Consider the following 14,843-nt stretch of genomic DNA (forward strand, 5'->3'; position numbering starts at 1 on the left):
TCTTTCCGGAGTCCCCCCATGAAGATCGCCACCTTCCTCGTCACCACGGCCTTGGCCCTCTCGGCCCACGCGCAATCCGCCTACCCCACCAAACCCATCAAGGTCATCGTCCCCCTGGCCGCCGGCTCCGCCGTCGACAACGCCGCCCGCATCGTCACCGAGAAGATGGCGCGCAACATGGGCGTGGGCATCGTCATCGAGAACCAGCCCGGCGCCGCGGGCCTGATCGGCGCGGGCAACGTGGCCAAGGCCGCGCCCGACGGCTACACGCTGGGCGGCTTCAACGACAGCATCATGACCATGGTGCCCAACATGACGCCGAAGATGCCGTGGGACATCACGAAGGACTTCGAGCCCATCTCGCTGGTGGCCACGGTGGAGTGGGGCCTGGTGGTGAACGCGCAGGCCCCCGAGAAGACGGCCGCCGACCTGATCGCGGCCGCGAAGAAGGAGCCGGGCAAGATCAACTACGGCTCGGGCGGCAACGGCAGCCCGCAGCACATCGCGATGGCGCTTCTCGCCAGCCAGGCCGGCATCCAGATGCAGCACGTGCCCTACAAGGGCGCCACGCAGGCGGCGGTGGGCGTGGGCGCGGGCGAGGTGCTGACGGCCATGCAGGGCATCAGCACCGTGAAGTCGCTGATCCAGGCGGGCAAGGTGCGGCTGATCGGCGTGACGACGCCGCGGCGCATGGCGCAGTTCCCCGACGTGCCGACGGTGGGCGAGTCGGGGTTGCCGGGGTTCGAGTTCAACTCGTGGTTTGCCTTGATGGCGCCGGCGGGGACGCCGAAGGAGATCACGGCGCGGCTGGCGCAGGAGGTGAAGAAGGCGCTGGAGGACCCGGAGGTGAAGGCGAAGCTGGATGCGCAGGGGCTTACGCCGCGGGGGACGAGCCCGGAGGAACTAGGTATCGCCACGAAAGGGCAGTTGGCGAAGTATGGGGAGTTGATTCGGAGGAATGGGATAACGGCGGAGTGAGGTGTTGCCCATCAGGAGTGGGGCGCATAACATTCGTCCCGGAAATAGAGGGGGCAAAGGGGGGAGGATGATCAGAATCGCCATGCTCATTGGATTGGCCACGATATGCTTTGCCACGTCTGCGGCACGTACTGATTCCCGGGAACTAGACAAAGTAGACCAACGAGTGCAGCAGCTCCAACAGGAGCTTGGCGAACAAAAACGAGCGTTGCAAACCACGGCGGAAAACGTGGACAAGCGACTAGCGGATTTCGCGACATTGGCAACTATGCAGGGGACTCACACAGCATGGGTGGCCAACTTGATCGCAGTACTCGCAATCGGGGCCACGATCTTGGTTTTTCTTGCGAGTTTTATCACGTACATCAGCGCAACGGAGAAGGCAAAGCGCGAGGCAAAGGATTGGTTCGAAAAGAACGAATCCAAGCTGAAGGAGCAGATCGCCACCTTGGTGGCCCAAGCAGAAGAGAGCAGCCGACAGATCAAAGAGTCACGAGAGAGAGTCGAAACTGAGGCAGAAGCGGCGCGTCAAGCATTCCAGAATGCGAAGGATAGGCAAGCAGCTAAAGTGGAGGAAGGCAAAGCGCCTCTACAAAATGCCTCTTCGGAGCCGCTTACGGCTGCCGCTCAGCAAGCAAAAGCACCCGCACGCACAAATCTCGACGAGTTGCCCGAGGCACCGCTACGGCAAGGAGTGGCGTTGGAGCTTGGCGCCCGAATCGAAGCGGCATTCCAAGCTGGGAATCGCGGAAATCGCAAGGAAGAGATCGCAATGTACCAAGCGATCGATCGAGATTTTCGTGGCGATGAATCAGACCACGTCCAGGTTCAACTGATGCGGGTCAAGTTCATGTGTGCTATTACGCTAATTCAAACAGATAGCATAGAACAAGGACTCGTTTACCTCGAGGAACTCATCGCGCGCGATACGCCAGACATTGCCACTGATAGGGCGATAGTCATCGCAAGATCTTATATATCCAAAGCGAGTGCCCTGAGAAAGCTGCAGCGAAACGAGGAAGAGGCAAGCACTCTGGAAGCCTTGATCCGGCGTTTTAGAACGGACGCAGAAACGGAAATTCGCCTGATTGTTTTGCAAGCACTTCTGGCCAAGGCTTTGAACCAGTTCCGCGCCGGAAATAGAGATGCAGAAGTCACCGCGTACAGCGAAATCATAGATTTAGCTCCTGACTCAACAGAAAACTCCGAAATCAACGACGTCGTCCTCAAGGCGCTCGTATTCAAGGCTGGAACATTGGGCAAGCTCGGCGATTTGGCTCAAGCAATTGACTTGTACGACAAGGCGTTGACCAAGCATGGTTCCGTGCAAGACATCGCGCAAAGGAGGCTGATAGCGAATGCCATGCTTCGTAAGGCTGGAGCCGTCGGAAAGTTAGGCAACAGGTTTAAAGAAATCGAGATTTACAAACAGATTCAAGAAAAGTTCAAAGGCGAAGCCGATGCGGAAATCGAGCTCGCATTCGCAAGAGCAATGTATTTTGAGGCGCTCACGTATGGGCAGACCAAAGAGCCGGAAAAGGAAGTCTCTGCGTATGAAAGATTCTTAGCGCAGTTCGGTGGAAGTAATCGTCCGGAGATGCGAGAGATGACAGCCAAGGCCATGTTCTATAAAGGGTTCACTCTGGCCCAGATGTCGAAGCATGATGATGCTATTCGCGTATTCGAAGAGGTTGAATCTCGCTTTGGAAAAGAAGACGTACTCACTATTCAGCAGACAGTTTCAAATGCCCTTTTGCAAAAGGCATTTTCGTTGCAGGCCTTGAGTCGGAGCGACGACGAAATTCGAGCTTACGATGCGATTGCTGAACGTTACTCGGGCGTCCCTGCATTGCGGAAAGATGTATTGTTTAGTATCTACATGAAAATACTGAGCCTGCGAGCTCTTGGGAAGACGGCGGAGGCGGCGGCGGCAAGGCAGGCAGCGTTGGCCGAATACAAAGAAGGAGAGTCGGCTGAAATTGCGAACCATGTCCAAAAGATTCGGAGCCTCGAATGATGCAATACCGCAGGGTGCTCCTCACGGCCGCACGTACGCCCAGCCTTCTTCCTGCTTCCGCATGATCTCCGTCACGGCCGCCGGCACGTAGCCGATGGTCGACATCATCTGGCTCTTTTCCAGCTTCAGGTTCTTCATGGTGTTCTCGCAGCCCACCACCTTCACGCCCGTCTTCAGCAGGTCGTTGATGTGCCCTGCGACGGGCGTCTCGCTCCTGAGCATGTTAATGCCGGGGCCGTAGGCGACCACCTCGATGTCGATCTTGTCGACGCCGCCCACGTCCTCCTGGGCGTTCTTCACGTTGTTCATCACCATGTTCCACTTGCCGGGGTCGTTGTCGCTCACGGCGATCAGCAGGCGGTGCTTCTTGGCCTGTGCTTGCGCGAACGCGGGCACGGCCAGCGCCAGCGGGAGGAGGGCGGCGGTGCGAAGGACGGAACGGCGGGACGTGACGGTCATGGCGGGCTCCTGATGGGGGGTGCGCGCATCCTACGCCGGTCGATTCCGCGAATCCACCCAGTAAGCCCAGGCCACCAGCAGCCACTGCGCCTGCCCCACCCAGGCGATCGCCGTCACGCTCGGCGGCGGTGCGCCGAAGAGGTTGCCCACGTAGATGAGCGCGAGGAAGGCCGCCAGTCCGGCCAGTGCGAACCGGCCCACCTTGTCCAGCGTGGCCCACACCGCCCGCACGTAGATCCACACGCCCAGCACGAAGATCGGCACCTCGGTGGCGATCGTCGCGGCTCGCGATTCCCACATGCCCAGCCCGATGCGCTCGGTGCCGCCGGGGGTGAGCGGCAGGTCGGGCACGTGCACGATGGCATCCAGCAGCCAGTGGCTGACCACGAGGGCGCCGACGACGAGCGCGCCCCTCGCGTCCTTGCGCCAGATCGAGTGGATCGCGCCCAGCACCATGCCCCAGCAGATGACGGCGACCAGGCTGTGCGAGATGGGATAGCTCTCGAAGACGAGCGGGGTCACCGCGGTGGCGCCGGGCGCGATGCGCACCGTCTCCCACCCCAGCAGGAGCAAGGTGGGCCACAGCAGGTCCAGCCACTGCGCCGCCAGGAAGGCGGTGCCCAGCGACACGCGCGGTGCGATCTGCTTCGCGGCGAAACCCACGCCGAAATGGCCAATGAACATGCGAGCCCCCGGTTGTTTGAGGTGAGTCGCAATTGTCGTGCCGCGCGGCTCGGCAACCGGGAATTCCCCAAGCGCGCGCGCCGCGCCGGGCGCCTTTTTTCATGCACCATCGCCGCCCATGAAGTTCGAAACGCTGCAGCGCGACCTACAGGCCGCGCGGGCGGGTGAGCTCGACATGGGCACGCTCGCACGGCGCTTGAGGGGGCTTATCCTGCCCGCCGCATTGCCGCCGAAATTCTCAGAGGTCCTCGCCCACCTGGCGGATCGCATGGAGTCGAGCGCCCTGTTCGATGGGGAGAGTTGCTCGTTCAGCCAGAGCGATTTGCTGGAGGGGCTGGAGGTTTGGTATGCCAAAGCCTGCGAGAGGCTGGGCAAACCCTAGCAAGACACTGGACCCCGGCCTGCGCCGGGGTGACAGTCAGGCGAGGCCGAGGGCGCGGTAGGCGGCTGCTCGCGGGCCGGCGAAGGATTTGTCGGAGAGCAGCAGCAAGTCCGTGTGCGGCACGAAGAGGCCGCCGCCGGTCACGGGGCTGGCCAGGTATTGCACCTGCGCGCCCTTGCGCGCCATGCCCATGACGTGCCGGTTCAGGCGCGTCGCCGTTTCGGGCGACGCGTCTTCGGGCGCCTGCGCGGCCAGCACGTCGTGCTTGCCCACCAGCACCACCAGCGCCTGCATCAGCTGCCCGAAAGGCACGCCGCGCGGCTCCATCGCGCGCGCCAGCTCGCCGATGGCCTTGGGTTTGTGGTCCGCCAGCGCCTCCAGGATGGGCTTGTAGATCGCATCCGACAGCCGCGCGTCGCCCACCTTCAGCACCACGTTCTGCGCGGGCTGCACCAGCACCACGTGCTGCGCCTCCAGCGCCTTGCGCTGCGCCTCGGGGTCCATGCGCTTGCCGCCGCGCACCCAGTAGTCGCGGCGGAAGTTGGCGTTCAGCACGAAGTCGCGCACCGACTGGCGCACGCGCGCGCTGGGCACGGACTGCACCAGCTCCATCTGCTCGGTGCTCATGTACAGCGCGTCCACGTGTTCCAGCAGGTGGCCCGGGCAGGCGAAGGCCAGGCCCGCGGGCTCCAGCCAGTCGGAGAACTTCGCGAACGACATCGGTTCCCAGTCTCGGTTGAAGTACTCGTGGGCCAGGTAATTCTTGTCCTGCGCGACGATGTGGCGAATCTGCTGCTGCGCCTGCTGGTTGCCCATCAGGAAGCGCGGGTTCGTCGCCAGCAGCTTCTCGGTGAAGTCCACCGCGGTGTCGATGCGCGTGGCGGTGCTCTGGTTCGGGCCGCCCACGGCGTCGGCGTAGGCGATGAACAGCTCGCGCACCGGGATCACGTTGGCCCAGCCCGGCTGCGTGTTGTAGCTGGCGTAGACGATGCCGCCCGGCTTGAGCTTGCGGCGGATGAAGTCGACGATGGTGGTGCGGTTGGCGTCGTTCACCCAGGTCCACACGCCGTGCAGGCCGATGAAGTCCATGTCGGGCAGGTCGGCGCGGTGGCAGAAGGCGTCGAAGGATTCGGCGGAGATCGTGGCGTTCGACCCGGCGGCCGTGGCCAGGCCTTGCGCGAAGGCCGCCTGCTGCGGCAGGAAGTCGTTCCCCCACCAGCGCGTCTTCGAAGCCGCCGCGTGCATGTTGATGCTGACGCCCTGGCCGAAGCCCAGCTCGCACGCGTTTTCGACCTCGGGCGTCGCGTAGCCCGCCGCCAGCAGCGCAAAGCGCGCCGCCACGGGGTTCAGCTCGGTGTAATAGCCGTACGTGTAGCCGATGTCGGCCACGTAGCCGGCGGTCCAGTCGTCCTGCATGGGACGACTGTAGCAATTCAGCGAAGCACCAGCGTGAAGGTGGCCCCGTGGCCCACCTGCGATTCGGCCTTCACCGTGCCGCCGTGCTTTTCCATGATCCGGCGCACGTTGGCCAGGCCCATGCCCGTGCCTTCGAACTCGCTGACCGTGTGCAGCCGCTCGAAGGGGTTGAACAGCTTGCCGGCGTGCGCCATGTCGAAGCCCACGCCGTTGTCGTGCACCTGGATCGCATGGCCGTTGTGCGCCAGCAGGATGGCCGTCACGCTCACCTGCGGCGTGGCCTGCTTGCGCGAGTACTTCACGGCGTTGGACAGGAGGTTGACGAAGGCCAGCTTGAGCAGCGACGGGTCGCCTTGCACCACCGGCAGGGTGCCGATCTTCCACTCGACGGCGGGCGAGTCGCCGCCGTTGGTGACGATCTCGCGCGCATCGGCCAGCACGTGGTTCAGGTCCACGTCTTCCTTGCGCACCTGCGCCTGGCCCAGGCGCGCGAACTCCAGCAGCGCCTTGATCATGCCGCGCGCCGCATCGCACGCCGCGATGATCTTCGCCAGGTGCCCCGCGCTCGCCGGCGTCAGGCCGCCCGCCTGGCTTTGCATCACCTGCGCGAACGAGTTGATGGTGGTGATGGGCTGCTGCAGGTCGTGCGCCAGCGTGCCGGCGAAGGACTGCAGGTCGCGGTTGGCCAGGCGCAGGTCCGACATCGCCTGCTCCAGCGCGTCGGTGGATTGCTTCAGCGCCACCAGGTTGCGCACGCGGATCAGGAGCTCCGAGCGGTCCAGCGGCTTGGTCAGGAAGTCGCGCGCGCCCGCGGCCAGGCCGCGCAGGCGCGCGTCGCGGTCGTCGGTGGCCGTCACCACCAGCACCGGCACCTGCGGCGCCGACTCGCGCAGCACCTCCAGCGCGGCAAAGCCGTCGATCACCGGCATCATCAGGTCCAGCAGGACCAGGTCGGGCGGCGCGGCCTCGATGGTCTCCAGCGCCTCCTTGGCGTTGGTGAAGGTGACCACCGAGTACGGCTCTCCCTGCAGGTAGGCCCGCAGCAGCCGAAGGTTCGTTTCCTTGTCGTCGACCGCGTAGATGACGGGCAGGCCGTTGCTCATTCGGCGGCGCGCAGCGGCGCGGGTGCGAAGCGCTCGACTTCCTGCAGGAAGTCCTTGTAGCGGATCGGCTTGGCGACGTAGCCGTCGCAGCCGGCGGCCAGGATGCGCTCGCGATCGCCCGCCATCGCGAGCGCGGTGACGGCCACCACGGGGATGCCGCGCGTGCGCACGTCGGCCTTCAGGATGCGCGTGGCCTGCAGGCCGTCCATGCCGGGCAGGTTCATGTCCATCAGGACCAGCTGCGGCCCGTGCTCGCGGGCCAGCGCGATGCCTTCCTCGCCCGTGCGTGCCTGCAGCACCTGGTGGCCTGCGCTGCGCAGCAGCATGGTGACGAACTTCATGTTGGCCGGCGTGTCTTCCACGACGAGGATCGGTGTGCTCACGACGCCACTCCCTCGCTCGACTCGAGCGCTTTGTGCACCTGGTCCACCAGGATGCTGCGCGCGCGCGGCAGGCTGGTGATGAAACCGGCATGGTTCAGGGCGGCGAGCATCTCGTCGCGCGAGTAGGGCTTCTGCAGCACCGCCGCGGCGCCCAGCGCCATGCCGCGCGGCGCGTCGGCCACGATGGAGACGATGACCACCGGCACCAGGGCGGCGGGGTTGTCGAAGTGCTTCAGCTGCACCAGCAGGTCCCAGCCGTCCATGTCGGGCAGCAGCAGGTCCAGGATGATCAGCTCGGGCATGCCGTCGGCGATCCATGCCAGCGCCGCGCGCGCGGTGGACACGCGCGCCACGCGGAAGCCCTCGGGCTCCAGCTGCAGGCGGATCAATTCGGCGGCATGGTCGTTGTCCTCGATCACCAGCACGATGGGCTGGTGGTCCGGGTGGCTGCCGGAGGTCAACGTGGACCCGGCCGGCTCGGGCGGTGCGTCCGCATCGCGCCAGGGCAGCCACACGTAGAAGCCCGTGCCTTCGCCGGGCGTGCTGGAAAGCGCCACGGTGCCGCCCGCCAGGCGCGACAGCTGGTCGACCAGCGCCAGGCCCAGGCCCGTGCCTTCCACTTCCTTCGACAGCGACGAATCCACCTGCGAAAACATCGTGAACAGCCGGTCGGCGTCGTCGGGCGCGATGCCTATGCCTTCGTCCTGCACCAGGATCTCGACGAAATGCTCGCTGGAGACCTGCGGCAGCGGCATGCGCACCTGCGTGGCGCCGCGCGCGCCCCAGCCCTTCACGTCGCGTGCCTCCACGCGCCGCACGCGCATCAGCACGCGCCCGCCCGGCTGCGAGAACTTCACGGCGTTGGACAGCAGGTTGTAGAGGATCTGCTTGGTCTTGCGCGCATCGAGCAGCAGCGACTCGCGGCCCAGGTTCACGTCCAGCTCCAGGCGCACGCGCCGCGCCATCGCGCGCTCGCGCACGATGGCCAGGCTCTGCTCGAAGAGCGGCTTGACCTCCACCGGCTCCAGGTCCAGCGTCATGCGGCCGGCCTCGATCTTCGACAGGTCCAGGATGTCGTTGATGAGCGACAGCAGGTGCTGGCCGCTGGAATGGATGTCGGTGACGTACTCGCGCTGTTCGGCCTTCATCTCGCCGACCACGCCGTCCTTGAGCACCTCCGAGAAGCCGATGATGGCGTTGAGCGGCGTGCGCAACTCGTGCGACATGTTGGCGACGAACTCCGACTTCAGCCGGCTCGCGTCGGCCAGCTGGCCGTTTTTCATGGCCAGCACCCGGTTCACTTCGGCCAGGCGCGCGTACAAGGTGCCGTTTTCCAGCAGCAGCACCACCAGCACGAAACCGTTGGCGAGCAGCCCGTAGATGCGGCCCGAGTACCAGCCCAGGTCGAAGCGGGCGCCATTTAGCACCGCAGCCAGCGCCGTGTCGGCCGTCCACACGCACATGGCCACCATCAGCCAGATGTCCAGCACCGTGTGCGGCTTGCGCAGCCAGATCGTCGCCAGCGCCGCCAGGCCGATCGCCCACGTGATGACCGCGACGATCCATTTGCCGGGCGCGTCCCAGTTGCCGGCCATGATGGGCGGCAGCAGGTCGTGCGTCGCGGTGGCGGCCAGCACCATGGCCGCTGCCGCGCCGGCGCCGATGGCCACGACGGCGCCGGTGCCGGCGGTGGAGCGGCGCGTGGGCAGGCGCTGGTCCTGCGTCTTCGACAGCGCGTAGCCGATGACGAACAGCGGAAAGCCCCCATGCCACAGGAAGTAGATCCACGCGGTGCTTTGCGTGCCGCCGCCGATCAGGCCGGCGGGGCCGAACAGGCCGGGGAAGCTCAGGAGGTGCGCGACGGCCATCGCGCCGCTGAAGATGTAGCCCGCGGCCAGCAGCAGCAGGGCGCGGCTGCGCAGCATGCGGTACTGCCCCAAAAGCAGCACGCTCGTGATCAGGTCGAAGATGACCAGCGCCGACTGGTACACCGGCAGGAAACCGGGGACCTGCGGCAGGGGCTGCTTCGCGAAGGGCGCGGCGGCGGCAAAGAAAAGCACGGACACCGCGGCGACGGTGAGGGCCGCCCGGCGTTGGGTGACTGCTGGACGCAGTGTCGACACGTATGAAGCGTCGGACTGCTTCACGACTGTCTTCTTGTTGTCATCGAATTAGATCGATGGGCCGTGCATGTCCGCGCGGCTGGATCTCCCTGGTGATTCGTTATGAGAGTTAATGTAATGGGTCGTCTTGCGATGTGCGTCAGGAGCTAACGTGCTCTGTGCATTAGTACCGCCTTCTCCTGCATTCAGCGTAAGTAGGAAAGCATTAACGCTATGCAGCCCTCTTCCTGACGCCCAAGGAAAAGGGGCCGCGCGGGCCCCTTCTTAAGGATCAGCTGAAAATATCTAGCCCGCGCCGCCCCCGAGCACCTCGCCGAACAGCACCCACTTCTTGCCGTCGAACTTGGACAGCTGCGCCTGGTCGATGGGCGCGTGGTCGGTGGCGCTGGTGTTCACGGAGATGCCGGGCAACAGCAGGCCGTGCTTCCAGTTCTTGATGCTCTCGGCCGCCTTCTTGATGTTGTCCTTGCTGTAGTTGCCGTTGCACTGCTTCAGCGTCTGCAGCATCAGGTTGGCGGTGATGTACGCATAGACGTTGCTCGCGTCGAGCACGTTGCCCTCGGTGTAGTGCTTGCCCATGAAGGCGCGCCACTCGAGCATGGCGGGGTCGTCCTTCCACGTCGGGTCGGATTCGTCCTTGTAGTACTGCACCGTGATCACGTCCACGCTCTTGTCCAGGCCCGCGGGCGTGAGCACGCTGCCCACCGAGGCGCCCACGTTGTTCACGATGTTCAGCGGCGGCTTCCAGCCCGAGTCGTACACGCGGCGGATGGCCTGCGCGGCAAACTTCGGCGTGGTGATGTTGATGAACGTGTCGGCGCCGCTGGCCTTGAGCGTGAGGATCTGCGAATCCACCGTCGGGTCCGTCACTTCGTAGGTGGCGCGCGCGACGATCATCTTGGCCTTGTCGCCCTTGAGCACGTTTTCCACGCCGGCGAGAACGTCCTTGCCGTAGTCGTCGTTCTGGTAAAGGATCGCGATCTTGGCGTTGGGCCGGTTCTTCAGGATGTACTTGGCGTAGATCTCGCCTTCGGTCTGGTAGCTCAGGTTGAAGCCGAAGGTCCACGGGTAGTTCTTGGCGTCGTTCCACTTGGTCGCGCCGGTCGCCACGAACAGGTGCGGGATCTTCTTGGCGTTGACGTACTTGTGGATGGCCGAGTTGCTGGGCGTGCCCAGCGTCTGGAACAGGGCGTCGACGTTGTCCTGTTCGACCAGGCGGCGGATCTGTTCCACCGTCTTGGGCGGGCTGTAGCCGTCGTCCAGCGAGATCAGGTTGACCATCGCGCCGTTCACGCCGCCCTCGGCGTTGACCTTCTTGAAGAAGGCCTGGTGCAACTTGCCGATGGTGCCGTAGGCCGATGCGGGCCCGCTGTAAGGCATGGTCTGCCCGAGCTTGACCTCCTTCTTGGCCTGCGCGTACACGGTGTTCAGGTAGGGGGCTGCGACGGCGGCCGCGCCGATCGCCAGTGTCTTGCGTCGATTGAGGGTCATCTTGTTTCCTTTCTGGAGAGAGGCACTTGCACTTTGTGGCGGACGACGCGGATCAGCCCGGCCACGCCCGAAGGCATCAGGTACATGAACCCGATGAGGAAGACGCCGTAGATCGCCCAGGGTGCTGCCTTGGAGATCTGGTCGGCGATGTTGGGGGTGAACTGGATGAAGAGCGCGCCGTAGAACGCGCCCGAGATCGATGCGAGGCCGCCCACCACCATGCCGATCAGGAGCGTGAGCGACAGGAAGATGGTGAACGAGTCGGGCGATGCGAACTGCACCGCAATGGCCGCGAGCGCGCCGGCCACGCCGGTGTACAGCGCCGACACGCCGAAGGTGAGCGACTTGTAGATGGCGGTGTTGATGCCCATGGCCTGCGCGGCGATGGGGTGGTCGCGGATGGCGACGAGCGCGCGGCCCACGCGCCCGCGCAGGATGTTCCACGCGGCGAAGAACAGCAGCACCACCCACAGCAGCGTGAAGTAGTAAAGCCACTGGTCCTGGTTCAGGCCCGTCCATTCGGGCGCTTCGGGCTTGATGATCACCACGCCCATGGAGCCGCCTGTCCAGTGCTCCAGGCCCTTGTGCTTGAGGATCTGCGGCACGGCGTTGCCCAGCGCCAGCGTGGCCACCGCCAGGTACAGCCCCTCGAGGCGAAGCGCAGGGAGGCCGAAGAGGAAACCCGCCACCAGGCACACGAGCCCCGCAACCGGGATGGTCGCCCAGTACGCCCAGTTGGCCTTGTCCATCAGGATGGCCGCCGTGTAGGCGCCGATGGCGAAGAAGGCGCCGTGGCCCAGGGAGATCTGCCCGTTGTAGCCCGTGAGCATGTTCAGGCCCATGAGCGCGATGGCGTAGCAAAGCGCCATCGTCAGCTGGAAGGTGGTGTAGTTGCCCAGCACGAAGGGCAGGGCGCATGCGAGCGCGATGGCGATGGCGACGCCGATGGCCTGGTTGCGGTTCATACGCGCGCCACGTGGACGCGGCCGAAGAGGCCGCTGGGTTTGAGGACCATGGTGGCGACGATGATCACCAGCGCCACCGTCAATTTGAGCTCGGTGCCGAGGTACACGCCCACCACGTTCTCGATCACGCCCACCATGAAGCCGCCGACGACCGCGCCCCAGGGGTTGTCGATGCCGCCCAGCAGCGCGCCCGCGAAGGCGTACAGCAAGATGCCGCCCATCATGTTGGGCTCGAGGTACACGACGGGCGCGACCATCATCCCCGCGATGGCGCCGATGGCCGCCGCCAGGCCCCAGCCGAGGGCCAGCATCCAGCTCACGCGCACGCCGACGAGCCGGCTCGACACCGGGTTCTGCGCCGCCGCGCGCATCGCCAGGCCCAGCGGCGTGAAGCGGAAGAAGGCGAACACCAGCGCCAGCACGACGAGCGTCACCGACATCGCGCCCATCTCGTGCGGGCCGATGAAGCTGTTGTCCAGGACCGAACTCGTGGGGAAGGGGCTGGGGAAGGGCTTGATGGTGTAGCTGTAGATCCAGCCGGCGACGCTGTTGAAGATGACCAGCAGGCCGATGAACACGATGACGACGGACAGCACCGGCGCGTTCTGCACCGGCCGCATGATCACGCGCTGGATCAGCACGCCGCCGGCGAACGCGATCACCACCGTGAGGAAGAACGCCACCCAGTAAGGCATGCCGGCGCTGATCAGCGACCAGCAGATGTAGGTGGCGAACATCGCCATCTCGCCCTGCGCGAAATTCACGAGGTGCGTGGCCTGGTAGATCATCACGAGCGCCAGCGCCAGGCTGGCGTAGATGCTGCCCGTGGCCAGGCCCGAGACCATCTGGTGCAAAAGCAGTTCCATGTTCTTGTTCTAGTAGCCCAGGTACGAGCGGCGCACCGACTCGTCGTTGCGGATGGATTCGGCGGTGCCGGAGATGACGACGTTGCCGGTCTCGAGCAGGTAGGCGTGGTCGGCCAGGCGCAGCGCGAGCGACGCGTTCTGCTCCACCAGCAGCACGCTGGTGCCCTCGGCCTTGTTGATCTCGCCGAGGATGTCGAAAAGCTCGCGCACGATCAGCGGGGCCAGGCCGAACGAAGGCTCGTCCAGCAGCAGCAACTTGGGCCGCAGCATCAGCGCGCGCGAGACGGCCAGCATCTGCTGCTCGCCGCCCGACAGCGTGCCGGCCTGCTGCTTGCGCCGCTCCTTCAGGCGCGGGAAGTAGCCGTACATGCGCTCGTAGTCGGCCTCGACCTGCGCCTTGTCCTTGCGCGTGTACGCGCCCATGCGCAGGTTCTCTTCGGTCGACAGGTTCAGGAAGGTGCCACGCCCGTCGGGCACGTGCGCCACGCCGCGGCGCACGATGTCCTCGGTGGGCTTGCCGTCGATGCGCTCGCCGGCGAAGGACACCTCGCCCTGCGTCTTGACCATGCCGCACACGGCGCGCAAGGTGGTCGTCTTGCCCGCGCCGTTGGCGCCGAGGATGGTGGTGATGCCGCCTTGCTGCACGTCGAACGAGATGCCGTGCAGCACCTTGGTCGGGCCGTACTGCGCGTGCAGGTTGCGCACGGAGAGGACGGGCGCCGTCATTTCTCTTCTTCCCCCAGGTACGCCTTGATCACGTCGGGGTTGGCCTGCACCTCGGCCGGCGTGCCGTCGGCGATCTTGCGGCCGAAGTCCAGCGCCACCACCTGGTCGGACACGCGCATCACCAGGTTCATGTGGTGCTCCACCAGCAGGATGGTGAGCTTGAGCTCCTGCTGGATGCGCCGCAGCAGCAGGCGCAGGCCGTCGACCTCCTCGTGGTTCAGGCCGCCGGCCGGCTCGTCGAGCAGCAGCAGCTTGGGCCGCGACATCAGCGCGCGCGCCAGCTCGACGCGCTTGGCCGTGCCGAACGGCAGGTCCGACACCGGGCGGTGCGCGACGTCGCCCAGGTCCATCAGGCCGATGGCCTCGGCAGCGCGGCCGTGCAGGTCGGCCTGCTCGCGCATCACCCAGGGCAGGCGCAGGGCGTTGGCGAGGAAGCCGCTGCGGGTCTGGCAGTGCCCGCCGATCATCACGTTGTCGAGCACGCTCATGGTGCGGAAGAGCGCGAGGTTCTGGAACGTTCGACCTATGCCCAGGGCCGCGATCTTGTGCGCCGCGAAATCGGTGAGCGGCCGGCCCTCGAAGCGGATGCTGCCCTCGCTGAAGCTGTACAGCCGCGACAGGCAATTGAAGAGCGTGGTCTTGCCCGCACCGTTGGGCCCGATCAGGCCGGTGATATGCCCCGGCTGGATGGAAAAGGAGACACGGTCGAGCGCCGTGATCCCCCCGAACCGCACCGTGACATCGGAGACTTCGAGAAGCGTTGCCGACATGGGCTGGTTTATGTCGCGGGCGCGACTCGCGCGCCAAGGGTGGAAACCCCTGTCGCCTTGGCGTCATCGCCCCGGAACGCCGGGGCCGGAGCTCGACTGCTGCGCGGCAAATAAACTCGCCGTGGCTCATGGATACCTGTCACCATGGGTCTCCATGGACATCCATGGTGAAAGCAGTCCATGGGTTCCTATTTGTGGTGCGCGCTGGGCGCGATCCTCGGTTGGGTGGCCAGCCGCATGAACGAGCCCAAGAACTTCGTCACCATGGTCGAATCGGTCGCCGTCGGCGTTTTCGGCGCCTTCCTCGGGGGCGAATTCCTGCCGGCGATGGTCCTGGCTCCGCAGCCCGGTGGATCGGCGATCAACCTGCTGTCGATCGCGATGGCCGTCGGCGGCGCGGTGGCTTGCCTGCTGGTGCTCGGCGCGCTGCGCCGCTCCGTCGGGCCGCTCAAGCCCCACAAGAAGCGCCGGCCCACCTGA

Annotated in this window: 15 protein-coding genes; 4 read left to right on the forward strand and 11 right to left on the reverse strand. The window is 65.3% G+C overall.

Going from position 1 to position 14,843, the window contains the following annotated elements; translation table 11 throughout:
• Positions 1–18 precede the first annotated feature (18 nt).
• Positions 19–978, forward strand: coding sequence for a Bug family tripartite tricarboxylate transporter substrate binding protein (locus WG903_RS12755; RefSeq protein WP_340075880.1), 960 nt, complete (start codon positions 19–21; stop codon positions 976–978).
• A gap of 67 nt (positions 979–1,045) precedes the next feature.
• Positions 1,046–2,995 (forward strand): hypothetical protein, encoded by a 1,950-nt coding sequence (locus WG903_RS12760; protein ID WP_340075882.1) that lies wholly within the window; start codon positions 1,046–1,048, stop codon positions 2,993–2,995.
• Positions 2,996–3,016: 21 nt separating this feature from the next.
• Here the strand turns inward: WG903_RS12760 and WG903_RS12765 are convergent, their stop codons facing one another.
• The gene (locus WG903_RS12765) at positions 3,017–3,454 is read right to left on the reverse strand and encodes a DsrE family protein (protein ID WP_340075884.1); all 438 of its coding nucleotides are present in this window, start codon (positions 3,452–3,454) and stop codon (positions 3,017–3,019) included.
• 30 nt (positions 3,455–3,484) lie between these two features.
• Positions 3,485–4,138 carry a hypothetical protein gene (locus WG903_RS12770; RefSeq protein WP_340075886.1) on the reverse strand — a complete coding sequence of 218 codons (654 nt, stop codon included), beginning with the start codon at positions 4,136–4,138 and terminating at the stop codon, positions 3,485–3,487.
• 118 nt (positions 4,139–4,256) lie between these two features.
• On the opposite strand from WG903_RS12770, the gene WG903_RS12775 reads away from it, so the two are divergent.
• Positions 4,257–4,520 carry a hypothetical protein gene (locus WG903_RS12775; protein WP_445263602.1) on the forward strand — a complete coding sequence of 88 codons (264 nt, stop codon included), beginning with the start codon at positions 4,257–4,259 and terminating at the stop codon, positions 4,518–4,520.
• A gap of 36 nt (positions 4,521–4,556) precedes the next feature.
• Here WG903_RS12775 and WG903_RS12780 read toward each other — a convergent pair whose 3' ends face one another.
• From WG903_RS12780 to WG903_RS12820, 9 genes are all read right to left on the reverse strand, one after another.
• On the reverse strand, positions 4,557–5,936 hold the full coding sequence (locus tag WG903_RS12780; RefSeq protein ID WP_340075888.1) for a class I SAM-dependent methyltransferase: 1,380 nt from the start codon (positions 5,934–5,936) through the stop codon (positions 4,557–4,559).
• 17 nt (positions 5,937–5,953) lie between these two features.
• Complete coding sequence (locus WG903_RS12785) at positions 5,954–7,039, reverse strand: sensor histidine kinase (protein ID WP_340075890.1); 1,086 nt, start codon at positions 7,037–7,039, stop codon at positions 5,954–5,956.
• On the reverse strand, positions 7,036–7,422 hold the full coding sequence (locus tag WG903_RS12790) for a response regulator (protein ID WP_340075892.1): 387 nt from the start codon (positions 7,420–7,422) through the stop codon (positions 7,036–7,038). The genes WG903_RS12785 and WG903_RS12790 overlap by 4 nt, the downstream gene beginning before the upstream one ends.
• The gene (locus WG903_RS12795; protein WP_340075894.1) at positions 7,419–9,569 is read right to left on the reverse strand and encodes an MASE4 domain-containing protein; all 2,151 of its coding nucleotides are present in this window, start codon (positions 9,567–9,569) and stop codon (positions 7,419–7,421) included. Before WG903_RS12795 ends, WG903_RS12790 begins: the two co-directional genes overlap by 4 nt.
• A gap of 261 nt (positions 9,570–9,830) precedes the next feature.
• Positions 9,831–11,036: an ABC transporter substrate-binding protein gene (locus tag WG903_RS12800; protein ID WP_340075896.1), complete on the reverse strand. Its 1,206-nt coding sequence runs from the start codon at positions 11,034–11,036 to the stop codon at positions 9,831–9,833.
• The gene (locus tag WG903_RS12805) at positions 11,033–12,001 is read right to left on the reverse strand and encodes a branched-chain amino acid ABC transporter permease (protein ID WP_340075898.1); all 969 of its coding nucleotides are present in this window, start codon (positions 11,999–12,001) and stop codon (positions 11,033–11,035) included. Before WG903_RS12805 ends, WG903_RS12800 begins: the two co-directional genes overlap by 4 nt.
• Positions 11,998–12,867, reverse strand: coding sequence for a branched-chain amino acid ABC transporter permease (locus tag WG903_RS12810; protein WP_340075900.1), 870 nt, complete (start codon positions 12,865–12,867; stop codon positions 11,998–12,000). Before WG903_RS12810 ends, WG903_RS12805 begins: the two co-directional genes overlap by 4 nt.
• Positions 12,868–12,876: 9 nt before the next feature.
• Positions 12,877–13,593 (reverse strand): ABC transporter ATP-binding protein, encoded by a 717-nt coding sequence (locus WG903_RS12815; protein WP_340075903.1) that lies wholly within the window; start codon positions 13,591–13,593, stop codon positions 12,877–12,879.
• Complete coding sequence (locus WG903_RS12820) at positions 13,590–14,363, reverse strand: ABC transporter ATP-binding protein (RefSeq protein WP_340075905.1); 774 nt, start codon at positions 14,361–14,363, stop codon at positions 13,590–13,592. The genes WG903_RS12815 and WG903_RS12820 overlap by 4 nt, the downstream gene beginning before the upstream one ends.
• Positions 14,364–14,543: 180 nt before the next feature.
• On the opposite strand from WG903_RS12820, the gene WG903_RS12825 reads away from it, so the two are divergent.
• Positions 14,544–14,843 carry a GlsB/YeaQ/YmgE family stress response membrane protein gene (locus WG903_RS12825; RefSeq protein WP_340075907.1) on the forward strand — a complete coding sequence of 100 codons (300 nt, stop codon included), beginning with the start codon at positions 14,544–14,546 and terminating at the stop codon, positions 14,841–14,843.

This window comes from Ramlibacter sp. PS4R-6 (genome assembly GCF_037572775.1).
GTDB lineage: Bacteria > Pseudomonadota > Gammaproteobacteria > Burkholderiales > Burkholderiaceae_C > Ramlibacter.